We start from the raw sequence: 24,181 nt of genomic DNA, 5'->3' as shown, positions 1-24,181 counted from the left end.
GCCCCGCGTCACCCGACAAAGTCAGCCCTCTTCGCACTTATGCGCTGACGCCGGAACATCGCCCTAACGCAACGCGCCCTGAACCAGCAAATCACTTTGCCGGATGCGTTGCTCGCTGCGCACCCGCGAGCGGCGCTTCTTCGCCCAGATAACAATGCCGGTCAGCGACAGCATGGCCACCGCCAGCCCCAGCAGCGACACCAGAATGCGCCCAGGCATGCCGAGGATGCGCCCCGAATGCAGGGGGAACTGCGCCTGCATAAAGATATCCCCGGCGCTGCCGCTGCCCGGTATCAAGCTGCCCGCGAGGGCACCGCTCTGAGCGTCCAGGTACAGCCAGGGGTTGCCCAGGCCGCCGTCGCCGTGGTCGTTATCCGCGGTGTAGAAACCCACGCCGTAAACATCGAACTCCGGCGAATAGAACACCCCACCGGCAGGTTTCTCCAAGCCCAGGCGCGTCGCTTCGGCGGTCGCCAGGCTGACCGCCTCGGCGCGGCTGATACCCGGTTGCTTCTGCTCATCGAGACTGACCGGGGTGCGGCTGGCGAAGGGGGTGGGGGTCAGCGGCGAGAACAGCTCAACCAGCGGGCGGGTCACCTGCACATTGAGGTTCATCGACACCGAGGTGACCGCCAGGATCAGCAGCAGGCCCCAGATCCACACGCCGCCGGAACGGTGCAGGTCGAAGTTGAGCTTGTAGCCGCCCTGCTTCCAGCGAAAGGCGAACGACTTGCGCCAGGCGCGCCAGCTGGGAAACGACAGCCACAGGGCGATAAAGCAATCCAGAGTCCAGACGATGGCGATAATGCCGAACAGCAGAATGCCCAGCTCGATGCCGAACCCGTCGGGGATATGCAGGCTGTAGTGCAGCTTGTAGAGGAACGGCATCAGGTTTTCGCGGTTCAGCGATACCGCGCCCCACATGCGCCGGCCCTGCTCCTCGCCGGTCACCGGGTCGAGGGCCACCTGGTTGAAATCCAGCTCATAGGCCTTGCCGGTGGCCGGGTTGATGCGCGGGCTGAGGCTGACACCAAAGGCGTGGCCCGGCTCGGTATACAGCGGCATAAAGCCGACCTGCACACGCGGGTCGCGGGCTTCCAGCTGGGCAGCCAGGGCCTCGGGCGACTGCTGCGGCCCGACGCTTTGCGCTGCGAACAGCTGCGGGTTAAGCCACTCGTCGACCTCGTGATCCCAGGAAATCACCGCCCCGGTCAGGCCGGAGACGAACAGAAACACGGCGATAAACAGGCCGAACCAGCGATGGAGAACAACCAGGGAGGCACGCATGGGCTATCTCGTCAGGAAGGTGGCAGCGCGCCGACAGCCTGCTCAGGCCACGGCGCGCTGGCGTTCTAGTAGTTCCAGCTGACAGTCATGCTGGCGTTGCGTGGGGCGGCGTAGAAACCCTGCTCCCAGTACAGGCTGGAGAGGTACTTCTCGTTGGTGAGGTTGTTGAGGTTGGCCGAGACGCTCCAGTTCTGGTCGATGTCGTAGGCCGCCATCAGCCCGACCAGGGCGTAGTCGTCCTGTTCGATCCGCCCGGCACTATTATCGGCCAGGGTCACGGCACGGTAGATATCGTCCTGCCAGCTCAGGTTCGCGCCCACCTTCAACTGCGGCAGTTGCGGAACGCGGTAGACGGTGGAAGCACGCAACATGTGCTTCGGCGCGTAAGGTCGGCCATGGCTGTGGTCGGCATTCTGAATGTCGACATAGGTGTAGCCACCCATAACCTGCAGGCCCGGCAGCACCTCGCCGGACACTTCCAGCTCGTAGCCTTCGCTCAGGTAGTCGGCACCGTCGTAGATCTGTTTGCCGCTGACCGGATCGAAGCCGATGGACTCGGCGACGTTGGACTGCTTGGTTTTGAACACCGCAGCGGAAACGTTCAGCTTGCCGTCGAGCAACTCGCCCTTGATGCCCACCTCGTAGTTCTCGCCCTCTATTGGCTCCAGGCGCTGCAGGCTAGCGCCCTCTTCCTTCTGTGGGTTGAAGATTTCGGTGTAGCTGGCGTAGACCGAGTACTGCTCGGTCAGGTCATAGACCAGGCCGGCGTAGGGCAGGATGGTGTCATCCTTGCGCTTGCGCTCCTGGCCGTAGGAAAGGCCCTCGGTCTTCAGCTCGATGGCGCGCGCCCCGGCGATAAAGGTCAACTCATCGGTCAGGCTGAAGCGCGCCGCCGAGTAGAAGCTCTGCTGCTTGTCCTCATACTCGCCGCCATTTGAGCTGCCCCAGGCCGTCGGCTTCGGGAAATCCCCGTTATAGATGTCATCCGCAGGCACGGCGAGGGAGAAGCCAGGAATATAAAGCGACTGCTCTTCCACCTCGGACTTGTACCAGTTGGCCCCTAGCACCAACTCGTGTTCACGCCCGGCCAGGCTGAACGGGCCGCCGATCGACGCATCGGCGATCCACTGACGGAAGTCGGCCGAGTACTGCGACGGATAGCCGAAGAGCCCTTCCCCAGTCACCGCATCCGGAGTCCCGAACACGTAGAACAGCTCCGAGTCGCTCTTCTTCTTCACGTAGGTGACGCTGCCCTTGGCCTGCCAGCCATTGGCGAAGCTGTGCGTCAGCTCGGTGAAGGTGCGCTCCTCCTGGTTGTTCCACCACGCCCAGTCAGCAGCAGTACTGGTGGAGCGCGACAGATCGGTCGGTTTGCCAACCGAATCGAACAGCGGCAAAGCACCCCACAACGGGCTGTTGGCGTTGTTCTTGTCCAGGCTGTAACCAATGGTGAACAGGGTGTCGGCGCTCAGATCGGCTTCAAGCACGCCGTAGAACACATTGACCTCGCGCGAGTAGCGGTCGAGGTAGGAGTTCTTGTTCTCGTGGGCGTAGACCGCTCGCCCGCGGATATTGCCTTCGTCGGTCAAGGCACCGGAGACGTCGGTCTGGATGCGCCGTTTGTCCCATGAGCCGGCAGTCAGATCGACACGTGCCTGGGGTTCCAGGGTCGGACGCTTGCGCACGAAGTTGACGGTGGCGGACGGGTTACCGCTTCCGCTCATCAGGCCGTTGGCACCCCGCAGCACCTCGATACGCTCGAAAGGCGCGAGATCAATGGCACCCTCCTGGCCGCCGGAAGAGAACGGAATCCCCGCGCCATCAAACTGGAAGTTGGTGATGTCGAAGCCGCGCGAGGTGAAGTAGGTACGGTCGGTCTCGATCTCCTCGACAGTGATGCCGGGGGTAAATTTCAGCACATCGTTGATGCTGTTGAGCTGGAAGTCATCGATCTGCGCGCGGGTGATAGTGGAGACCGATTGCGGGGTCTGCCGTGGCGTCAGCTCCAGCTTGGTCGCGGCGCTGCTGGGCGCGGCCTTGTAGCTGTCGGGCTGGGCGGCATCGCTGCTGCCGACTATGGTCTGGGCATCGAGTTGCACCGCAGCGTCTTCAGCGGCCAGGGCATGGTTGAAACTGCAGGCAGCGGCGATGGCCACGGCTAGACGGGTCTTTCTGGACAACACAAGGACTCTCCCCAATGCGAATATCGAATGCCCTGCAGGGGCGTCCTTGCTTGCAGGAGGTGCTCACCAGCACGCGCGCATCGGCTGCCCAGGCACGCCGACGCAAATGCTAATAATTATCGATTGGATTTTCGCAGCAGTTCGCCATCCTCGTCAACGCAATTGAGGTTTATTATCTTTTGGCATTAATTATCGATTGTGGTCGTAGCCAACGAAGGTAGGAGCCCGCTTGCTGCGGTCCGGCGATCCAGCGGCCCTACCGTCTACCACAGCCCACCCATCAGCGCGGTTGCAGGCCGCCGCAATCGGCCGAGACCCAGCGTGCATGGCTTTGCATACTGCTGTTCTGCCCGCCATAGGTGCCCTGCACTTGGGAGGTGAATTCCTTATCGCTGAGAAAGCGCGTTTCGCCTTCGCCCTGCCCGTCCGGGCAGCTAAAACGGAACTTCCACAGCTCGGCGCTGCGCTCGGTGACTTCATGGCTACAGCCTGATTTGGGGTCTTGCATGGGTATCTGCTGAGCCTTGATCTGCGCTTCGCTCATGCACACGCGCACGCCCTTGTCGCCCAGTTGCACGCCTTGCTGGGCCATCATCTGGCGCTGCTCGGGGGGCAGGTTTTTCATCTGCGCGAGCATCGTCTCCATACCTGGCACCGCCTGGCCATCGACCTGCATATTGTTCGAGCTGATTTCCCACAGGCCGGGCTGGATATCCACCGCGCTGGCCAGGGCGGGCAACAGGCAGAGGCTGAGTAGCAGGGGGTTGCTAAGGACGCGGCGCATGATCGGCTCCTGAAGTGAGTTTGCGACCCTGCAAGCGTAGCGCGCCCTACAACCCCGTGCGCAGCCGAGGCACAAGCGGCCAGACACGGCCAGGGGAAAACCCGGTGCACGCGGCGCACCCTACGGGGTGACTTCCTCGCGGTAGATCTGCAGGCCGCGGGCCTGGTAATTGGCCAGGGCGCTGGGGTGATCGAGGGTGCAGGTGTGCACCCAGACCCGCGTGGTGCTCGGCCAGGCCCAAGCGGATTGCAGGGCATGGGTGAGCAACGGGCCGCCAAAACCCTGACCGAAGAAGGCCTCGGCCAAACCGAAATAGAGAATCTCCACCGCGCCCTCGGCATCGCGCAGCAGCTCGTAGTAACCGGCAATTGCGCCCTGGTGATAAGCCACCCAGGTGCGGTGATTGGGCTGCTTGATCAGCTCACGCCACTGCGCATCGCTCCACTCCAGCTTCTCCGTCCACTGCCAGGCTTCACCGACCAGCTGGTAGAGAAAGCGGTTGAGCTGAAACTGCTTGTGCGCGCATTCGACAACACTCAAATCCGCCGGCAGCGGCTTGGCGCGGATCTGCTCGGAGTTGTGCATTTCCAGGTAATAGGTGGTGTAACTCATCGGCTTCCTGCTCTGTAATCACGAAAATCGGGGAGTGGCCCGCCAGACGAGCCAAGATAACCAGCCCCAAACCATAAGCAAGGCTCTGCCCCAAGGCCGAGCTGGCAGAAATCCGCGCCATAACGAACAAAACCCCCACCGGCTGGGCCAAATGGGGGTTCTCCTCTTTCAACACCAAGGCTTGTGGCCCCGGGAGCGAACGCGGGGTTAGCCGTCGTCCTGGCCTGCCGCCGAGGCGGCCGGGGAGCTTTGCTCACAGCTCCAGAGTTCCAACGCCGGCTGGGTCGCTTGTGGCGGGCCAAGCCATTCACTCATCGAGTGGCAACGCTGGTTGAAACACAGTTGATAATCCCCCGCCTCGGGGGTTCGCCCCAAACGCAGTGGTTGCAAGGGTGGTAGCTGACGCTGGTAATGCCAGCTGCCCTCGCGCAGTTCGGCACCGTCTGGAATCTCCATACCGGCCCCGGAACCCTTGACCCGCGCCTCGCCGAGGAGCAATCCCTCAGGCGTAACGCGGTAATCCTCTTCCCAACGAATTTTCTCGATGGTGTGCGTCCAGGCCAGGGTGAAGCTGGGCGTGGGCACTTCTGCCCATACCGAGCCAGCCAAACCCAGGCACAGGCCGATCACGCGGTAGCCACCTGAGCACGATGGGCACGCCAGAAGTGCTGGGCGATAAACAGCGCCGCCAGGGCGAAGCCGATCTCGTCACTCATGGGTGTGGCCAGAATCAGGCTGGCACCGGCAGCAAAGCCCAGCGCCCGCTCCCACCAGCTCAGTTTGGCCTGCAGGTAGCCGGTAAACACCACGCCCCAGATGCCGATGGCCAGCAGCGCCTTGGCCACCACATAGAGCGTGGCCAGCAGGCTATCGCCCTGCAGCATCAGCGCCGGTTCGTACACCGCCATAAACGGCACCACGAAGCCGGCCACGGCGATACGAATTGCCCAGAGGCTGATCTTCAGGCCGCTCTCCTTGGCAATCGGTGCGGCCGCGAAACAGGCCAGCGCCACCGGTGGGGTGAGGTCGGCCATGATGCCGAAATAGAACACGAACATATGCGAGACGATCAGCGGCACGCCCAGCTCCAGCAGCGCCGGTGCGGCAATCGAGCTGGTGATGATGTAGTTGGGAATGGTCGGGATACCCATGCCCAGCACCAGGCAGGTGAGCATGGTGAGGATCAGCGAGAGGAACAGGTTGTCCTGGCCGATGGCGAGGATATAACCGGCGAAGGTCGAAGCCACACCGGTCAGCGACACCACGCCGATAATCACCCCAACCAGGGCGCAGGCGATACCCACCGGCACCGCATGGCGCGCGCCTTCGACCAGCGCGTGCAGGCAGATGGTCAAGGTGTCGCGGCCGCCTTTGACGAACCAGCAGATCGCCACCAGCAGCGCCACCACGCCAAACACCACGCCGATGCCGAGCTGGAAGAAGCCGGCGCAGAGCACGCCCAGAGCAATCCAGAAGGCGAAGCGCATGACCTTGGACGACACCCGCAGGATGATCGCCGAGCCGAGAATCACGATGGCGGTCAGGGCCAGGCCGACCATCCCGGAGAACAGCGGCGTGCGCCCGGAGAACAGCAGGTAGATCAGCACAAACAGCGGGATCAGCAGGTACCAGCGCTGCTTGACCGCGGCCCAGGGGTTCGGGCACTCGTCCTTGGGCAGGCCGCGCAGGTTGGCGCGCTTGGCTTCCAGATGGACCATCCAGAACACCGAGCCGAAATACAGCAGGGCCGGAATCAACGCGGCCTTGGCCACCTCGAAGAACGGCACGTTGATGGTTTCGGCCATGATAAAGGCCACCGCGCCCATGATCGGCGGCATGATCTGGCTGCCCATGGAGGACGTCGCTTCCACGCCGCCGGCAAACGCCGGTTTGTAGCCGAAACGCTTCATCAGCGGGATGGTGAACTGGCCGGTGGTGACCACGTTGGCCACGCCCGAACCGGTGATGGTGCCCATCAGCGCCGACGACACCACCGAGACCTTGGCCGGGCCGCCGAGTTTGTGGCCGAACAGGCCCATGGCGAAATCGGTAAACAGCTTGATCATCCCGGCCTGTTCGAGGAAGGCACCGAACAGGATAAACAGGAAGATATAGGTGGCCGATACATAGGTCGGCGTGCCGTACAGCCCTTCGGTACCGAATGACAGCTGGTTGACGATCTGGTCGATGTCATAACCGCGGTGCATCAAGTCGCCCGGCAGGTACTGGCCGAACAGGCCGTAGACCAGAAACAGCGCGCAGATAAAGGGCAGGGCGATGCCCATCACCCGTCGCGCGGCTTCGAACACCAGCACGATCAGCACCAGGCCGACGACCATATCGCTGCTGGTCAAATCACCCGAGCGCTGGATCAGATCCGCTTCGAAATACCACTGGTAGAACGCCGTGGCCATGCCGGCCAGACCGAGTAGCCAGGCCATCGGCTGCCAGGGCTGGTCCTTGCCACGGGCGGGAAAGCAGAGAAACACCACCAGCAGCAGAAAGCCGACATGTACAGCCCGCAGGATCTGGCTGGACACCGGGTGAAAGGCCGCGGTGATGATCTGGAAGATGGAAAACAGCAGCGCGACATAGAACAGCGCTTTTGGCCAGTCGCCAGGATTGGCGGCGAGGCCTTGGTTTTGCTCACTCATGAAGGTCACACCCTCGTTACAACGTCGATAGCACAAGAGTCGCCAACAAAACCTGCCGTGCCCTGCACGCCGGTTTTATTCGTAGCTCTATGGAGGTTGGCGCTGGCCCGTAGGATGGGTCGGGCCGCGTAGGTGCAACCCATCGACCTGTTGTGATGGGTTGCACCCATCCTACGAACTCAAACCGTGCAGCATGGGTCGGGCCGCGCAGGTATCGCGATGCTCAACCTGCGCGGCCCGACCCATCCTACGCAGCCAACCCTTCGGCAGCCTTACAGCGCGCCGACTTCCTTGTAGAAGCGCTCGGCACCCGGATGCAGCGGGATCGGCAGGTCCTTGGCCGCGCCTTCCAGTTTGATGTCCTTGGCCGCCGAGTGGGCGTTGCCCAGGCGCTCGAGGTTGTCGAACATCAGTTTGGTCATCTGGTAGGCCACTTCCTCGGACACGCCGTCATGGCTGACCAGGATGTTCTGGATGGCCACGGTCGGTATATCGCTGTCCTGACCGTCATAGGTACCGGCCGGGATCGAGGCAGCCTGATAGGCGGCGTTGTCGATCTTGGCGGTGATTTCGGCCGGGATGGCGACGAAGTTGATCGGCAGGGTAGCGGCCAGGTCGCGGATCGCGGCCATGCCCAGACCCGAGGACTGCAGGGTGGCATCCAGCTGGCGGTTCTTGATCAGCTCGACCGACTCGGCATAAGGCAGGAACTCGACCTTGCCCATGTCTTCATAGCTCAGGCCGGCGGCCTTGAAGATGGCGCGAGCATTCAGCTCGGTACCGGACTTCGGTGCGCCGACGGAGATGCGCTTGCCCTTGAGGTCGGCCAGGGTGTTGATGCCGGATTCCTTGTTGGCAACGATCTGGATGTAGTTAGGGTAGGTGCCGGCGATGGCACGCAGCTTTTTCAGCGGGGTCTTGAAGCCGGCATCTTCCACGCCGTTCCAGGCGTCGGCCACCGAATCACCCAGGGCCAGGGCCAGCTCGCCGCGGCCGCTTTGCAACAGGTTGAGGTTTTCCACCGAGGCTTTGGTGGCTTGTACCGAGGTCTTCGAACCGTCGATGCCGGTGCTGTACAGCTGCGACAGACCGACGCCGATCGGGTAGTACACGCCGCTGGTGCCGCCGGTGAGGATATTGATAAAGGTCGGGGCGGCCAGGACCGCGGTGCTGGCAGTAAAGGCCGCAGCAGCGGCAAACAGGCTGAGTCGTTTGGTCATTCGCATGGATCAATCTCCGTCGTTGTTGTTATTGCAGAGGTTTTCACTGTAGACGCTATGCCTCGCCCGAGTGGCAAAGCCGCGCCTTGGCTAGCTGAATGGCTGAAAGAGACAAGTGCCCGCACCCGGCCGAAACCGTGCACGCAAGAGGTGGCGTTGTGCAGCTGGGCGAGCGTGGCTCGCTGGGGATGCTTGGCAGTTCATGGGGCTAACCTCTTGTCTTTCTTATGCTGCCCGCGGCAATTAAGCGCGTGGCTGACAAGAGCTATAGCAGATGCCGTGCCAGTGAGAGAAAAGCCCGTGCTAGAGCCTTTAACCTGATCAGTGCGGCCAGTCTGGCGGCTGTGGTAAGCGGAAACCCGCCGGTGAAAAAACTTAGATAAGCGAAATTTCGCCGACTAGATCACCGTAGCCCTGATAAGCGCAGCGCAATCCGGGAGCTGCGACCCCGGATTGCGCTAAGGCTTATGCGGGCTACGAGCTGTACGCGAGCTTTCAATCCTCGTCGCTGCTACCGGCCGTGCGATAGCTGCTGCGCTGCAGACCATGGCGCTGCATCTTCTCGTTAAGGGTGCGCCGCGGCAGCTGCAGCAGCGCCATGACCTCGGCGATATTGCCCTGACAATGCTGCAGGGCACGGTGCAGGCACTGCGCCTCGAAGGCTTCCATCTGCTCGGCCAAAGATTGCAGCGGCGCACCCGCGGCGCTCTCCACCCCGCCACTCAAGCCCAGGGCATGGCGCTCGGCGGCATTGATCAGCTCACGCACATTGCCCGGCCAGTCATGCCCGAGCAGCCGCGCCAGCTCGCCGGGCGGCAGGGCAGGCATTTCCCTTTGATTGCGCTGCGCGGCCTGCTGGGCAAAGTGTTCGAACAGCAGGGGGATGTCCTCGCGACGCTCGCACAGCGGTGGAATACGCAGGCTGGCGACATTCAAGCGGTAATACAGGTCCTCGCGAAAACGCCCGGCCTTGACCTCGTCGAGCAGGTCCGGCTTGACCGCACTGATAACCCGCAGATCGACCCGGATGCTCTTGTTCGAGCCCAGGCGCTCCAGGGTTTTCTCCTGCAACACACGCAGCAGTTTGACCTGCTGGGCCAGGGGCAGGCTTTCCACCTCGTCGAGAAACAGGGTGCCGCCATCGGCGTGTTCGATCCGCCCGATGCGCTTGCCCTGAGCGCCGGTAAAGGCCCCGCTTTCATGGCCGAACAGCTCGCTTTCGAACAGATGCTCGGGAATCGCCGCGCAGTTCAGCGCGACAAACGGCTTGCCGGCGCGGCTGCTGAAATCGTGCAGGCAACGCGCAACCCGTTCCTTGCCGCTGCCGGTGTCGCCGCGCAGAAGGATATTCACCGAGGTGCCGGCCAGCTCAAGGATCTGCCGGCGCAGGTTTTCCATCGGCTTTGATACGCCAAGCAGTTGCGCTTCGATATGGTCCTTGCGGGCGAACTGCTCGCGCAGCTGGCGGTTCTCACAGACCAGGCGGCGCTTGTCCAGGGCGCGGCGCACGCTGTCGAGCAGACGCTCGGGGGTAAAGGGCTTTTCGATAAAGTCGTAGGCCCCCTGGCGCAGGGCCTGCACCGCCATGGGTACATCGCCGTGACCGGTGACCAGAATCACCGGCAGGTCGCGATCCAGCTCCAGCAGCTTGTCCAGCAGCTGCAGGCCATCGGTACCGGGCATGCGCACATCGCTGACCACCACACCGGCAAAGTCGCGGTCGATGAGCGCCAGGGCCTGGGCCGCGCTGGCGCAACTGCGCACATGCAGACCGGACAACTCCAGCCACTGCTGCACGGCCTCACGGATTGCCGCTTCATCGTCGACGACTATCACTTGCCCGGTCATATCACCTCCTGATCAATCGGCGGCAGTGTAACTGCCTTGGTATTTTGTAGGGTGCGCTGTGCGCACCAGCAGGCTGGTGGCATGCGTTAGCCGGTGCGCACGGCGCACCCTACGCGACCGAGTACGCTTACGACGCCGCCGGCAAGCGCAAGGTAAATACCGCGCCCTGCTCGCCATCGGCCGCCTCCAGGCTGCCGCCCAGTTCGCGCACGATACCGTAGGACACCGCCAGGCCCAGGCCCAGCCCCGCGCCCACCGGCTTGGTGGTGAAGAAGGGTTCGAAGACATGCGCCAGCGCCTCGGCGGCGATGCCGCCGCCGCTGTCGGCGACGCTGAGCAGGCAGGTGTCGGCCTGGCGCTGGATACGGATATGCAACTGCCGCGACTCGGCGGACGCCATGGCATCCAGGGCGTTGTGCAGCAGGTTGAGCAGCACCTGTTCGAGGCGGATGGCGTCGCCAAGAACCATGGCCTCGCCCTCGATCTCGCAGTGCAGTTCGACATGTTCACTGCGTATGCGCGGGGCCAGCAGTTGCAGGGCCTGCTCCAGCACATCGCTCAGGCGCAAGCGTTCGCTAAGGCCCGCCGGGCTCTTGCGGGCGAAGGTTTTCAGGTGTCCGGTAAGCCCGGCCATGCGCTGCAGCAGCCCGTCGATACGCTGCAGGCCCTCGCGCACATCGGCCTGGCGACCACTGTCGAGCAGCAGGCGCAGGCTGCCCAGTTGCATCTGCATGGCGGTCAGCGGTTGGTTGATTTCATGGGCCATGGCCGCCGACATCTGCCCCAGGGCGGCCATCTTCGCCGCATGCACCAGGCCTTCCTGGGCCTCGCGCAATTCCGCGGTGCGCAGCGCCACTTCGCGCTCCAGGCGCTCGCGGATACCAGCCTGCAGGCGCTGGTTCTTGCGCCGCTGGGCGAGAAACAGCAGCAGAAAGGCCAGGGTCATCCACACCCCGGCGGCGGCCAGACGGTAGCTGCGCACGCTGTCGACCAGGGTCTGCGGCTCGATCAGCAGGTGCAGGGTCCAGCCTTCGCCCTCCAGGGCCAGGCGCTGCCAGAGGTAATCACGCGGGCCATCCGGGCCCTCTACCCGCCGCCACTGGCTGTCGGCATCAATCTGCCGCCGCAGGGTGCTGGGCAAAGGCTGCAGGGCCTGTTCGGCATACTTGCGCACTTCCACCAGCTCGGCGCGAGCCTGCTCGCTCAGCTCGCTCAACACGCGAAAACGCCAGGCCGGCTTGTTGCTGAGGATCACCACCGAGTAGCTGTCGGCCACCAGCAACACCCCGGACTGGCTGGCCCATTCGCGCTGCAGCTCCTCCAGTTCAAGCTTGACCACCAGCACGCCGAGCAGCGTGCCAGCTTCATCGAGCACCGCGTGGGAAAGGAAATAACCGGGTATCCCGGTGGTCACCCCCACCGCGAAGTAACGCCCGGCAGACTGGCGCACGGCATCCTGAAAATACGGGCGAAAGGCGTAGTTGTTGCCGACGAAACTGCTCCAGTCGCGCCAGTTGCTCGCCACCAGGGTTTCGCCCTGGCTGTCGAGCAGGTAGAGCACGGTGGAGCCCGCTGCGGCGTTGAGTTGCTCCAGGCGCTGATTGAGCTTTTTGCGCAGCAGGCGATCATCCGGGGCGCGCAGCAGCGAGCGGATATCGCTGTCCAGAGCCAGCACCTCGGGCACCGAACGGAAGCGCTCGACCAGGGTATGCAGCGATTGCGCGTAGAGCTGCAGCTGGCCCTGCGCCTCCTGGCTGCGCAGCTCCCAGGCGCGCTGCTCGGCATAACGTCCGGCCAGCCAGATGCTGCCCAGCAGACCGACGCCGATCAGCAGCACGATCAAGGCAACGCGGTAACGCAGCAGAAAGGCAGACATGCGCGGCTCGCAACGGGGTAGAGCCGGCATGGTAAGACAAAAGACGCTGGCCACGTTATGCATTGAAGGTGGGATTTGGCTTCTTCTGCCACAGCGCCGCTGCTGGTCAGGCCGGGGAACAGGGGGCAGCGGCCTTGGTAGTCACGGAGTAATCCTCGGTAGCCTGATTGAACCGGTCGAAAGGTGTTTTGTATGCCCGCATTCAACTAGAGCGACAAAGCGCAAGTGCGTTACAGACCCAGCAGGATTGTTTTCTAACCAAGGTGAATATCGGTGCCGTTGTCTTGGTGCACTGCCCCGACAAAAGCCGCCCCGGGGCGCGTTGCGTCACTTTATTTGGCAGCCTGCTAGGCTTCTTAGGCAAAGATCGCCTACCAAGGAGAAAAACATGGGTTGCCCGCAAGTCTGCTCCGGTGCCACGCTGAAATGCAGCTTTGGCGTCGCCCCGGCGGTGCTCAATGTGCTGCCCGCGAACTGCACTATGGTCGCCGGCATGCCGGCGGCGAACATCATGGATTACATCCCGATGGTCAACGTCGGCACCTTCGGCATGTGCCAGAGCCTAGCCAACCCCATGGTAGCGGCCGCCACCGCCGCCGCCCTCGGTGCCTTGACGCCGATGCCCTGCATACCAGCCACTGCCAGCCCCTGGATACCCGGCGCAACCACAGTATTGATCGGCAAAATGCCGGCGCTGGACGCCAACTGCACGCTGATGTGCAGCTACGCCGGAGTAATCACCATCACCTACCCCGGCCAGGTGCAGATGCTGATTCCGTAGCCGCAGCCGCAGCCGCAGCCGCAGCCGCAGCCGACCATAGGATGACGTCGAGCACAGCGATAGCCATCGCGCTCAATCCCGTCATCAAGCCTCCGGGGCCTGAGTCAACCGGCGCCACCACCAAGCCAGGCGCGAGATAGGTTTACCCTCTTCGTCCAACGGTCGCCCATCGCCGCCGAAGCGCTGCCCGGGCTCGGCGATCTGTCCTTGCTGGAACAGCTGCCGCCAGGCCAACTTGGCGTCGGGATGAAAGCGCTGTTGCAAGCCGTGCAGCTCGCCGGCGTGGTAGTGCTGCAACTCGAACAGGGTGCCGTCGGCGAAGAAGGTTTTCGCCTCGCCGTGCAGTAACCCGGCGCGGTAGTTGGCCTGGCGCTGCACCCAACCCTCTGGCGCGTAGTAGGTCGCCAGGCCTTCCAGTTTGCCGTTGTGATAATTCATCCGCGCCGAGGCTTTGCCGTTGGGGTAAAGCAACACGTAAGGGCCGTGCAGCACGCCCTGACGGTAGCTCAGGCTGGCTTGCGGCCGGCCGTCCTCGTCGACGCGCAGCGGCCCGTCCAGGGCGCCGTCGTGCAGGGTGCCGCGCACCTGGCGCTCGCCACGGTGCAGGTTGAAGGTGCCGTTGCTGCCGCTCACGCCAACGCCTTTGCTTGTTTATACGGATCGCTCGTCATCAGTTCACCTGCACCAGGCCGCCTTTGATGGTCAGCATGCCGCCACCGTCCACCGTCTGCTCGGCGCTGGCCTTGTTGATCAGGCTGACGCCGCCGTTGTTGGTCAGAGTGGTGCCGGCCTTGTTGTCCAGAGTAGTACCAGCCTGATTGGTCAATGCGGTGCCAGCTTTATTGGTCAGCGCGGCGGCGGCCTGGTTGGTGAGATTGGAGTCGCTCTTGGCGATGAGGTCGCCGCCGCTTTGCAGGGTCAGGTTGCCGCTGACCTTGATGGTCAGGTTGCCATCCACGGTCAGCTCGTAGTTGCCGGTGACCTTGTGCTCGTAGTTGCCGCCGGTGCTGTGGGTCTGGTCGCCGCCGACCGTGAGGGTGCGGGTGTCCTTCACATCCAGGGTATCGCTGCCGGTCTTGATGGTCACCGTGCGCTTGCCCTTCTCCAAGGTGACGGTCTCGTCGCCCTCCTTCACCGTGCGGGTGCGGTCGTTCTGCACCGTGAGGGTTTCGTCGTGGCCGACTGTAGCGGTGGTGTCGTTGAGCACCTTGATAGTGAGGTCCTTCTGCGCCTGCAGGAACACCTCCTCGCTGTCCTTCTTGTCCTCGAAGCGCAGCTCGTTGAAGCCGCCGCCACCTTTGCTGGAGTTGGTCTTGATTCCGGACTGGGTCTGGTTGGCCGGCAGCGCATAAGGCAGCGCGTTATCGCCGTTGTACACGCAGCCGGTGACCAGCGGCCGGTCCGGGTCGCCATCGATAAAGGTGACTATCACCTCCTGGCCGATACGCGGGATAAATTGCATACCGAAACCCTTGCCGCTCCAGGGCAGCACCACGCGCACCCAGCAGGAGCTGGTTTCGTTGTTGGCGCCGGTGCGGTCCCAGGGGAACTGGATCTTGATCCGGCCATATTTGTCGGTCCAGATTTCCTCGCCGGCCTTGCCGACCACTTTGGCGGTCTGGGTGTGCATGCGCGGCTTGGGCGTGCTGCGCGGCGGGCGGTAGCTGGTGCTTTTGGGGATCGCCTCGAAACGGTTGCGGTAACTGCTGTGGTCGGCCTCGTGGCTGACCTTGGTCACCACCCATTCGATATTCGCCGTGTCGTCCTCATGGCCGCTCAAGGTGAAGCTGTGCCCCGGCACCAGCCAGCGACAATCGCTCTCGCCGACAAAGCGGCTTTCCTGGCTGCGCAGCGCATTTACCCGCAGCGTGCCGAGGGCGTCGCCACGGGCCTTGGCGGTATAGCCGCCGGGATGCTCATACACCGACAAGGGTCCGGCAACTGCCTCAGCCTGGCCATAGAGCGAAGTGGTCGGCGTGGTGAACTCGTAATCGGTGGCGCGGTAGACCCCGGACACCGCCTGCCGGCAGATCTGCCCCGAGCGAATGCCATGCAACTCACGCCCGCCCATCTGCTGGCCGAGGTAGGCGATGGTGGTGGCGTTCGGGCACGGCGGAAATGCCTCGTTGCTATCGCCCAGCACCAGCGTGTGCGCGCCGTCGGCATGGGTGAAGAACCAGAAAATGCCTTCCTCCTCCAGCAGCCGCGAGACAAAGGCGAAATCCGTCTCGCCGTACTGCACGCAATACTCGCGCGGCGTGTAACTGCCGGTCAGCTGCAGCTCATAGTCGCTGAAACCGTGCTCGTCGAAGATGCTGGTGACGATGTCGCTGGTCGCCAGGTTCTGGAACACCCGGTTATTGCTGGCCAGGGTCAACCACCAGAGCCAGGGCCGCAACAGCAGGCTATAACGTTCGGCCGTGGCATCGCCGGGCAACTGACGAATCTCCGCACAAAGCGCATCGAGCGGGCGCAGCATGGCGTCGTTATGCAGGGTGGCAGTCAGGTGCGACGCCACCGCATCGGCCATGGTCAGGGCGGTGGCGCTGTAACCGTGCAGGGTCAGGCTGCCGAGACTGTTCAACGCCTCCTCGCCGGAAAGCTGCTGCGGATAGAGATCGGTCAACGCCGTGGCGGTGAGGGACAGGCTGGTGGTGGTGTCGGTGGGGCGGGGCATAAAACTCCTTTAGGAGCTGTTTGGTGATTAACAAATTTCCCGGCACTTATTGATAATTAAGCTCATGAATCGCTGTATCAGAGCTCCCATTCTGATAATAAAAATGCCACTTAGACGTGAAAGGCCATGACCTAGTGACATATTCCCCCCATAGTACCGCCTCGGCGTAAGGCCCACCATGGGTATACGGTGATGCCCGATTAATTGCGATGACATTGTATTTATCTGCGGGCAGTAACCAAGACACATTAGTGCCATAGCGAAAAAAATCATCCTGGGAGAAAACCGGATTCTGATTTCCCGAAGTGTATAAATTGTAGTGCCGAACCCTGATGAAACCACCAAAATTTTGCACGCCTACACAACAACCACTCAAATTTGCAGTTAAGAATAAACGAGGATTTTGCCCTACTGGAGGATCAGGAAGATCAATGAAATACCCGGTATCAGGATCCCATGGAAGATAATATGCGCTGTGAGAATTGCCCGGCATAGCAGCAAGCACACCTTCCATGACATCAGAGTCTAGATTAAAACTTACTACACCAACATGAGCATTGGGAATATTTGTTGGCCTCAGATGTTTGTTTCTTTGTTCAAGTATTTCTTTCAGCATGATCAAATACCGTTAAATTTTAATATTCCCCCGCTCCAGACGGATCAAGAATCGCAAGCAAGCTCTGCTCAGCGTCATTCAAAGGCTGCTTGGTAATAATGTCTGAGACGATACTGGAAAGTGTGGAAAGGTTAGAGGGCCGCCTGGGCGGCTAGCATTTGACATAAATGTATTGGTCCTTGGTTATAGATGATATCAATCCTATATTGCTTTCTATTTTTTAAAACAATGTTCTCTATAAAATCCGCGTAAATCTTACAGTTATTAGGGAAGTGCGATATTCAACGCGGTGAATTGGGCCACTGTTCCAGCCGCATGGGCGGCATTCATGGTCGGCGTGTCTGGATAGAGCCACCATACAGTTACCCCAGGTATTGTTGCTAAGCACCATGCCGCACAACCATTTAATCCCGCACAGGGGGGTAACTCTACAAACATATAGGGGTGATAGCCGCCAGCTAAAACTCCGGCGTTGTGTGCTTGTCGTTCAGCATGGTGTTGCGGGTTGAAAAGTCCTCCCGCCTGAACCGCATCAGCGTCGAGTAAATGAGCCTGACTTTGTCCGAACCTATAATCAGCTACACCCTCTGCAGTCGCAGCGAGTAACTTGACACTAGCGCAACAGGAGCCGTTACCAACGCCATTTCCTGGACCTCGAATATCAGCAAATTGGTAGATACATGACATCGCAAGCTCTCTAGCGAGTTCCCGGTTGAGGCCAGCCGCCGCACTGATATGAGGCATAGGTATCTCCGAATTGGTCGTTAATTTTATAGACAGATATTTTCTTGCATAATAAATTTCTTTTATTTATTCAACGCCACTCTACAAAATACTTGAGGGAAAGAGCCACAAAACGTGACGGATTTATTTTCTCTCTCACAAAAATAAATCTATCCACCTTCCGTTCAGTAAGTAGCAAACAGCGGTTCGAATTGCTGACTAAGATTTTCGGATGGAGGTTCCCCGCTACGTTTTATGGCAAATATCTTACCTGTCGATCGATCTACTTTGATGATCGTGAAATAAACATCATTTACAAGCGCGGAAGAATCTTTGCACTCAAAAAGGAGGTCTGCAAATATTTTGTCTCTTGATTCGGTGCTAATGGCAATCTTGTGGTATTTTTCGACGTTCTTTAAATCGACGCAGCATTTATACTTTTTTTTGGCTTGGTCAACCAAGACCCAATCGCTAACAAGTGTCTGATGACATGGCGTTGCAGGAGTTATGTTATCAAGGAAGAACTGGACAATTTGCTTTGCCAATGGATAGGAAACAACATAGGTGACGGTTTCGCCTTGGGTCGCAGCACTTTTCTTGCCAATTGTTGAATACATCTTTAGCAATGAGATTAATTTTTCCCAGCGCTTCGCTGGAAAACTTTCTGGTCTCGTCTTTTCTCCAAGCTGAGATGGGTCATCATTTCTCGATAAGCCGCGCGGCCCTTTGAAGATATTATACCTATTCCAGCTAATGCCACCTACCACGTCGCCTAGATAGAGATTAGTGTTACCGATGACTCCAGTTGTGGTGTTCAGTGCGAGTTGATCTTTGGGGAATGTATACTCGAAGTTATCGGTGACCTTCACCTGTTCTATCAAGTTGTCCAAATTTCCTGCGTTGGGGGCAATAGCGAGTAATTTTTCGTAATAAGAATATTGATCAGTCTCTTCCTTCTTTTTTGTAAGAGCTATACAAAATATTCCTATAAGATACATCAAGTGATACGGGAGGATGTGATGGTTTGAACAATAGTTATTGCCTCCGGGAGCAGCACCGTCATAACGATAATAGGTGTATGTGATCTTCATTGTTTTAATCTCATGTCATGGCTCTAACGACTTGCCTTTGAGAAGGCATCAGGTGTGCGCTTATTTGGCCTACTCCAACACCCACTCCGCCAACTTCCCCGCCACTTCCGTCATCAACACATTCTCGATATCCCGCACCCCCGCCGAGCTGCATTTGGCCAGTACCGCCTGGACGATGCCGGGGTCGAAGTCGAAGTGTTTGCCGGTGGCGGCCTTGTAGCGGGCGCGAAGTTTGCCGAGTTTGGCCTTGACGATATTTTCCAGGGTGCTGTCGTCGAGGTTGCCGAAGGGCACTACGGTCATGCGCGCGAGAAATGCCGGGCGAAAGCTGTGCAGCAATACCTGGCGCAGTTGCGCGTTGAAGGCATCGCTGCCGATCTGTTCGGGCGGGGTGTCGAGGATAAGTTCGGCGCCGACGTTGCTGGTGGCGAGCATCACGGTGTTTTTGAAGTCCACCACCAGGCCAGTGCCGTCTTCCATCACGCCTTTGTCGAAGACGTTGTAGAAGGCTTCCAACACATCGGGGTGGGCCTTTTCTATTTCGTCGAGCAGCACCACCGAATAGGGTCTGCGCCGCACCGCTTCGGTGAGCACGCCGCCGCTGCCGTAACCGACGTAGCCGGGCGGCGCGCCCTTGAGTTGGCTGACGGTGTGGGCTTCCTGGTATTCGGAAAGGTTGATGCTAATCAAATTGCGCTCGCCGCCGTACAGGGCGTCGGCCAGGGCGTAGGCGGTTTCGGTTTTGCCAACGCCGGTGGGGCCGACCAACAGAAATACGCCAACCGGTTTGGCCGGGTCGGTAAGGCCGGCGCGGTAGGCCTGGATGCGCTGGGCGATGGTGCCGAGGGCGACGTCCTGGCCCATCACCCGCTGGCCCATGCGCTGGCCGAGGGTGCGCACGGCGTGGGCTTCGTCAGCGAGCATCTTGCCCACCGGGATGCCGGTCCAGCCGGCGATCACCGCGGCGACTATCTTCGAGTCCACCTGTTCGGGCACCAGCGGATCGTCCTGGCGAATGGCTTCCAGGCCGCTTTCGAGGCGCGCGAGTTCGGCGGCCAGTTGGTCAATACGGCTATCCAGTTCCTTGCCCGGATTGACCGCGTCGGCGCTTTCGCTCAGCGCCAGCAGTTCGCGACGTGCATTCAGCAGTTCGCGCACCGCCTCGCGCTCTTCAACCCAGCGGCTTTCCAGTTCGCGAATGCTCTGCGCGTTGTCGAGAGTCTCGCTGTCCAGCTCGCCGAGGCGCGGACCATGGTCGAGGCCGGTGGCCTGTTCGCGCTTGAGCCGATCGAGTTCGTCCTGCACCGCAACCTGGCGGTGGCGCAGACTTTCCAGCTGCGGCGGCACATCGTGCTGGGCCAGAGCAACACGGGCGCAGGCAGTGTCCAGCACGCTGATGGCTTTGTCCGGCAGCTGGCGGCCGGAGATATAACGATGGGAGAGCTTTACCGCGTCGTGGATAGCCGCATCCAGCACCTGTACGCCGTGGTGCTGTTCCAGTTTGGCAGCGACGCCACGCAGCATGTCCACGGCGGTGGCTTCGTCCGGCTCTTCCACTTGCACCAGCTGGAAGCGCCGGGTCAGCGCCGGGTCTTTCTCGAAGTACTTTTTGTATTCCAACCAGGTAGTGGCGGCGACAGTGCGCAGCTCGCCACGGGCCAGCGCCGGCTTGAGCAGGTTGGCGGCGTCGCTCTGACCTTCGGCGGCACCGGCACCTACCAGGGTATGGGCCTCGTCGATAAACAGAATGATCGGCTTCTCTGAGCTGCGCACCCCCTCGATCACGCCCTTGAGGCGTTGCTCGAATTCGCCTTTGACCCCAGCACCCGCCTGCAACAGCCCGAGGTCGAGCACCCGCACGCTGACGTCCTTGAGCGGCGGTGGCACATCGCCGGCGGCAATGCGCAGGGCCAAACCCTCGACCACTGCGGTTTTACCGACCCCAGGAGCGCCGACCAGGATCGGGTTGTTCTGCCGGCGGCGCAGGAGGATATCGATGCACTGACGAATCTCGCCGTCACGCCCGACTATGGGATCGATGCGGCCGTTGCGCGCGTCCTCGGTAAGATCCTGGGTGAACTGCTCCAGCAGCGATGGCTCGGCACCGGCCTTGGTGGCTTTGCCCGGTTTGGCTGCGCCGACGGCAACACTTTCACGGGAGCTCGCGCACCACTCCTGCAAGTTGCTGCGCAACGCCTCGCGAGGAATGCGCAGCAGCGAGGAGGCGCTGTTGAGCAGCAGCGCGCGGCGTTCGTCGCGCTCCAGCAAGGCCAGCAGCAGCAAGCCGGAACGCACGCTCTGCTGGTTCTGCATGCTGGCTTGCAGCACCGCATCTTCCAGCAGCCCCACAGCCTGATTGGAGAACGCCGGGGTGCGGGTGCAACCACCCTTGAACAGTTCCAGCGCCAGGTTGATTTCCGCGGCCAGGGCATCGCGCTCCAGGCCGAAGCGCGGTAGCAACCAGGCCAGGTCGCCGCCTTCGATATCCAGCAGCTCGAGCAGTACGTGCTCGATTTCCACATAGTGGTGGCTGCGTTGCATGCAGCGCTGGGCGGCGCGCTCCAGGGCGCGGCGGCAGTCGCCATTAAGTCGGGTGACCAGGGTTCCGAGATCCATTGTCAGGCACTCCCCGCGGTGGTGAGGCGCGTATCGATGTGGCGTTGATGACGCTTTGGCTCACGCTCCAGCCAGGTATTCCAGGCCGCCCGCGGCGGCGCTTGGCGACTCAGGGTCAGGCCTGAGGTTTCACTGACCAACAGGCGCAGTGAGCAGTCCAGATCCGGGCCGAAGTAGAACGCGGCCAGCGCCGCCAGTTGGCCATGGGCGGCACCGTCCGGCAGAAATGTCGGGTAGCGCTGGGCATTCAGCGGGCCGAGCACGATGCGCACGCCGGCGTGCTCGTCCCAGACTCGCTTGCCGGCCACCGCACTCACGCCTAGTTGCAGGTTGCGTCCTGGGCGGCCCAGACAACTGCGGCTGGCAACGGGTATCTCACGCCAGGCACCCAGGAATTGTTCGAGGCGTGCGGTCACAGCAAAATGATGGCGGACGATGGTCTCGAAACCGGCCAGAGAGCGACGCGCCCCAGCGAATAACCCGGTGCGGGCGAAGATCAAGCCATCGGGGATCGCCTGGCACCCTTGCAGCGGGCGCGGCAGCAGGCCGGTGAGGGCACGCAGTTGATCCTGCACCGGGCTTTCCTCGGGCGGCACAAAACCAATCGCCACCCGGTACTTGCGCAAAATCTGATAGAGCAGCGAGAGCAGGCGATGCTGGAACAGGTCGAGGAATTCCGCCGGGCCGTGATCCTTCAACCGCGCGCGCTGCTGCAGCCATTCCTGATAGGCGTAAGGCAGTGGACCGTCCGGGCCACCGAGGCCGAATACCGGGGTGCTCAAGATCGGCTGAGCCTGCTCGGGATACTCCAGCAGTGCCACCTGGCTGGCAGAGAACAGCGGGGTCAAAGGCCCGCGCAGACGCACGGCTTCGCGGCGCGGGTCTATACCTTGGCCCAGGGGCGTGGCGTTGGGCTGCCCACGTTCGAGCAAGAGCAAGGCCTGCAACAGCTCAAATGCCTGCGGCTCGTCGCGCAGGCGTTGGCCTACAGCGACAGGGGTTCGCCGACCTGGGGACGCCATGTCTTGATCTCCTTATCGCCAAGCAGCAGCACGGTGCGCACGAAGCGGTTGGTATTGGCGTAAAGCGAGAAGAAATGCGCCAACACCCCGGAAAACAACAGCGTGCTGGCACCGACGAAGTGCTGCGGATCAAGGCTGACCCGCACTTCCAAGCCATTGCGCCAACCGCGCCAGGCATCGCTGCCGACCCGCTCGACGATGCGCACACTGGCGATGCCGCTGAGCCCCTCGATCTGCCGCCGCGCCGCGGCCTCATCGCGCAGGTTGTGCAAGGTGAGCATTTCCTTGAGCGCGGCCAGGGCCTGCTCGCCCTCCACCAGCGACAGATGATTGAGGGTCAGTTGCGACACCAGACGCCAACGCGAAGCGCCACCCAGGTCCGGCAACGACTGCGCATGGGGCGAGCGCAGCAGGCTGACGCGCAGCACCGGGCCGGGTCGTTCGAAATCCAGACGAGTGCCGGCCGGCAGGGTTTCCGCCAGGTGCCGGTTGGTGCACAGCAGTTCAGCGGTGAGGCTGTAATCGGGAATATCGATGGCCGGATTGAAATGGGTGTCGACCAGGCTCAGCAACATATCGGTGCCATGCCGGCCCGGATTGCGCCCGGAGATACGCCGCGCGTGCCAGAACAGCCGGCCTTCACCCAAGCCGTGTTGGCAGGCGTAATAAGGCGCGATCCATTGCGCACGCTGGCCGCTGCCGGCGCGCAGATTGCGAATGCTGTGAATTTCCACGCTGTTCTCGCGGTACGCATCGGCGATCAGCCGGTACTCGCTGCGGGTGCCGTCCGGGCGCAGCGGCTCGGAAGTGCGTGGGAACAGGTTGATTACCGGCGCGCAGCCGAGGGCAATGTCCTCGGGGCGCAGGCTGAGCCGGGCGGTAGGCGAACGGTCGAAGAGGATATAGATGTCGAGCAGTTCGCCGGCGTCGGCGGGAATCGTCAGGGGCAGGTCGAAGAAGGCGAATTTTTCCGGGCAGGCGAAGTATTCGGCGAGCAGGCGCAGGCCAGGATGCAGACCGTCCTCGTCCGGCAGCAGGGCCTCGTCAGGGCCAAAGCCAACCGGCTCGGGGCACCCGGAATAAGCGCGCGGCTGATTGCCGGGCAGGCCGCATAGCGTGTGCAGCGCACTGCCGCACAGCAGGTCATAGAGCACCGCGGCGGTGACCGGCGAACCGGCCAGATGGATGCGCAGAGTCTGAATCGGCAAGGCGCTCCAGGGTTCCTCGGCGGTACAGCGCAGGCTCAGGCGCAGGGCCGAGCGGGCCATGGGTACGCCGGTCAGGGCCTGGGTTTCTTCGGTGTCGAGCAGCACCGCACCGACTACCTCCAGGGGCCACAGGGTGAGAGAGGCGGCGCTGCGAAAATACACACTGTCGCCCGTAGCGGTGGTGACAAACAAAGGGGTATCGCGGGGCAGCGCATAACCTTCGCTAAGGTTGCCCTTGCTCGGATCGGGTTCGAAACGGGCAATCGCGCAGGACGGCAAGGGCCGCAGCGCCAGGGGATAAAGTTGCTCGAGCAGGGCGTCGCTGAATTCCGCATAGCCGTCATCAAGGCGCCGTTGCAGCCGAGCGGAGAGCAGCGAGAAGCTTTCCAGCAAGCGTTCGACATGCGGATCCGGGCATTCGCCAGCAGAGAGTTCCAGGCGGCTGGCGATCTTCGGGTAACGCTCGGCAAAACCGGCACCTGCCTGGCGCAGCCAGGTCAGCTCGCGCTGGTAGTAATCCAGCAGTTTCTCGTCAATCGAATCGCTCATGCACCACCCCGTCGGCCATATCCATTACAAAGTCCACCGGCCAGGTTTCGCTACCGCCGCGCAGCAGCCCGGCGATCCTTACGCGCAGGGCATGGCGGCTGCCATCCAAAGGTTGTACGTCGACATCGGTCAGTTGCAAACGCGGCTCAAAGTGGGCAATCGCCAGGCGAATCTCCCGCGCCAGCTTGAGACGGTCGTCGCTGCGGTCGGCATACAGCCCGCTCCAGTCGGCGATGCCGTAGTCGATCACGGTCAATTGCTTGAGCCGTGGGCGAACCGAGCGCCGGGTGTTGAGCAGGCGCAACAGCTCCTGGCGTACCGATTCGCTGAGCGCTTGACGGTCGAAAGCCACTGCCTGGGCCAACCTGGCCTCGTCCTGCGAGGCCAGGCGGTCGAGCAGCGGCGCCCGGCTGCGTTGCCGGAGTGCGACCACC

General features: G+C 61.6%; 19 protein-coding genes. 1 reads left to right on the top strand and 18 read right to left on the bottom strand.

From position 1 onward, the window contains the following. Window positions 1–63: 63 nt before the first annotated feature. The 9 genes from VMP31_RS05790 to VMP31_RS05750 form a co-directional block, all read right to left on the bottom strand. Window positions 64–1,287, bottom strand: a complete 1,224-nt coding sequence (locus VMP31_RS05790; protein ID WP_325505001.1) for a PepSY-associated TM helix domain-containing protein — start codon at window positions 1,285–1,287, stop codon at window positions 64–66. A 65-nt stretch (window positions 1,288–1,352) separates the two neighbouring features. After that, complete coding sequence (locus VMP31_RS05785) at window positions 1,353–3,470, bottom strand: TonB-dependent siderophore receptor (protein ID WP_325504999.1); 2,118 nt, start codon at window positions 3,468–3,470, stop codon at window positions 1,353–1,355. 280 nt (window positions 3,471–3,750) lie between these two features. Further along, a complete protein-coding gene (locus VMP31_RS05780; protein WP_325504997.1) occupies window positions 3,751–4,254 on the bottom strand; it encodes a DUF3617 domain-containing protein in 504 nt (167 codons plus the stop codon). A gap of 120 nt (window positions 4,255–4,374) precedes the next feature. Next, window positions 4,375–4,866, bottom strand: a complete 492-nt coding sequence (locus tag VMP31_RS05775) for a GNAT family N-acetyltransferase (protein WP_325504995.1) — start codon at window positions 4,864–4,866, stop codon at window positions 4,375–4,377. Between the two features lie 207 nt (window positions 4,867–5,073). Next, a complete protein-coding gene (locus tag VMP31_RS05770; protein WP_325504993.1) occupies window positions 5,074–5,496 on the bottom strand; it encodes a DUF1850 domain-containing protein in 423 nt (140 codons plus the stop codon). Beyond that, complete coding sequence (locus VMP31_RS05765; protein ID WP_325504991.1) at window positions 5,493–7,520, bottom strand: TRAP transporter permease; 2,028 nt, start codon at window positions 7,518–7,520, stop codon at window positions 5,493–5,495. The genes VMP31_RS05770 and VMP31_RS05765 overlap by 4 nt, the downstream gene beginning before the upstream one ends. A gap of 272 nt (window positions 7,521–7,792) precedes the next feature. Next, on the bottom strand, window positions 7,793–8,746 hold the full coding sequence (locus VMP31_RS05760; protein ID WP_325504989.1) for a TAXI family TRAP transporter solute-binding subunit: 954 nt from the start codon (window positions 8,744–8,746) through the stop codon (window positions 7,793–7,795). Between the two features lie 489 nt (window positions 8,747–9,235). Further along, window positions 9,236–10,588, bottom strand: a complete 1,353-nt coding sequence (locus tag VMP31_RS05755) for a sigma-54 dependent transcriptional regulator (RefSeq protein WP_325504988.1) — start codon at window positions 10,586–10,588, stop codon at window positions 9,236–9,238. 127 nt (window positions 10,589–10,715) lie between these two features. Continuing rightward, window positions 10,716–12,464: a sensor histidine kinase gene (locus VMP31_RS05750; protein WP_325504986.1), complete on the bottom strand. Its 1,749-nt coding sequence runs from the start codon at window positions 12,462–12,464 to the stop codon at window positions 10,716–10,718. 388 nt (window positions 12,465–12,852) lie between these two features. Between VMP31_RS05750 and VMP31_RS05745 the strand changes: the two genes are divergently transcribed. After that, the gene (locus VMP31_RS05745; RefSeq protein WP_325504984.1) at window positions 12,853–13,245 is read left to right on the top strand and encodes a DUF4280 domain-containing protein; all 393 of its coding nucleotides are present in this window, start codon (window positions 12,853–12,855) and stop codon (window positions 13,243–13,245) included. 84 nt (window positions 13,246–13,329) lie between these two features. Here the strand turns inward: VMP31_RS05745 and VMP31_RS05740 are convergent, their stop codons facing one another. From VMP31_RS05740 to tssE, 9 genes are all read right to left on the bottom strand, one after another. Next, a complete protein-coding gene (locus tag VMP31_RS05740) occupies window positions 13,330–13,878 on the bottom strand; it encodes a toxin-antitoxin system YwqK family antitoxin (protein ID WP_325504982.1) in 549 nt (182 codons plus the stop codon). Window positions 13,879–13,915: 37 nt separating this feature from the next. After that, window positions 13,916–15,922, bottom strand: a complete 2,007-nt coding sequence (tssI, locus tag VMP31_RS05735) for a type VI secretion system tip protein TssI/VgrG (protein ID WP_325504980.1) — start codon at window positions 15,920–15,922, stop codon at window positions 13,916–13,918. A 46-nt stretch (window positions 15,923–15,968) separates the two neighbouring features. Further along, window positions 15,969–16,538 (bottom strand): hypothetical protein, encoded by a 570-nt coding sequence (locus tag VMP31_RS05730; protein ID WP_325504978.1) that lies wholly within the window; start codon window positions 16,536–16,538, stop codon window positions 15,969–15,971. Between the two features lie 264 nt (window positions 16,539–16,802). Next, the gene (locus tag VMP31_RS05725) at window positions 16,803–17,282 is read right to left on the bottom strand and encodes a hypothetical protein (protein WP_325504976.1); all 480 of its coding nucleotides are present in this window, start codon (window positions 17,280–17,282) and stop codon (window positions 16,803–16,805) included. Between the two features lie 164 nt (window positions 17,283–17,446). Then, complete coding sequence (locus tag VMP31_RS05720; protein WP_325504974.1) at window positions 17,447–18,352, bottom strand: hypothetical protein; 906 nt, start codon at window positions 18,350–18,352, stop codon at window positions 17,447–17,449. A 69-nt stretch (window positions 18,353–18,421) separates the two neighbouring features. Continuing rightward, on the bottom strand, window positions 18,422–20,968 hold the full coding sequence (gene tssH / locus VMP31_RS05715) for a type VI secretion system ATPase TssH (RefSeq protein ID WP_325504972.1): 2,547 nt from the start codon (window positions 20,966–20,968) through the stop codon (window positions 18,422–18,424). A gap of 2 nt (window positions 20,969–20,970) precedes the next feature. After that, window positions 20,971–21,990, bottom strand: coding sequence for a type VI secretion system baseplate subunit TssG (gene tssG / locus VMP31_RS05710; protein WP_325504970.1), 1,020 nt, complete (start codon window positions 21,988–21,990; stop codon window positions 20,971–20,973). Beyond that, window positions 21,954–23,747, bottom strand: a complete 1,794-nt coding sequence (gene tssF, locus VMP31_RS05705; RefSeq protein WP_325504968.1) for a type VI secretion system baseplate subunit TssF — start codon at window positions 23,745–23,747, stop codon at window positions 21,954–21,956. Before tssF ends, tssG begins: the two co-directional genes overlap by 37 nt. After that, window positions 23,731–24,180, bottom strand: coding sequence for a type VI secretion system baseplate subunit TssE (tssE, locus tag VMP31_RS05700; protein WP_325504966.1), 450 nt, complete (start codon window positions 24,178–24,180; stop codon window positions 23,731–23,733). The genes tssF and tssE overlap by 17 nt, the downstream gene beginning before the upstream one ends. Between the last annotated feature and the right edge of the window lies 1 nt (window position 24,181).

The organism is Pseudomonas sp. (genome assembly GCF_035512415.1).
GTDB lineage: Bacteria > Pseudomonadota > Gammaproteobacteria > Pseudomonadales > Pseudomonadaceae > Aquipseudomonas.
The sequence above is the reverse complement of the archived record's forward strand: the minus strand, read 5'-3'. Positions and strand labels throughout refer to the sequence as shown.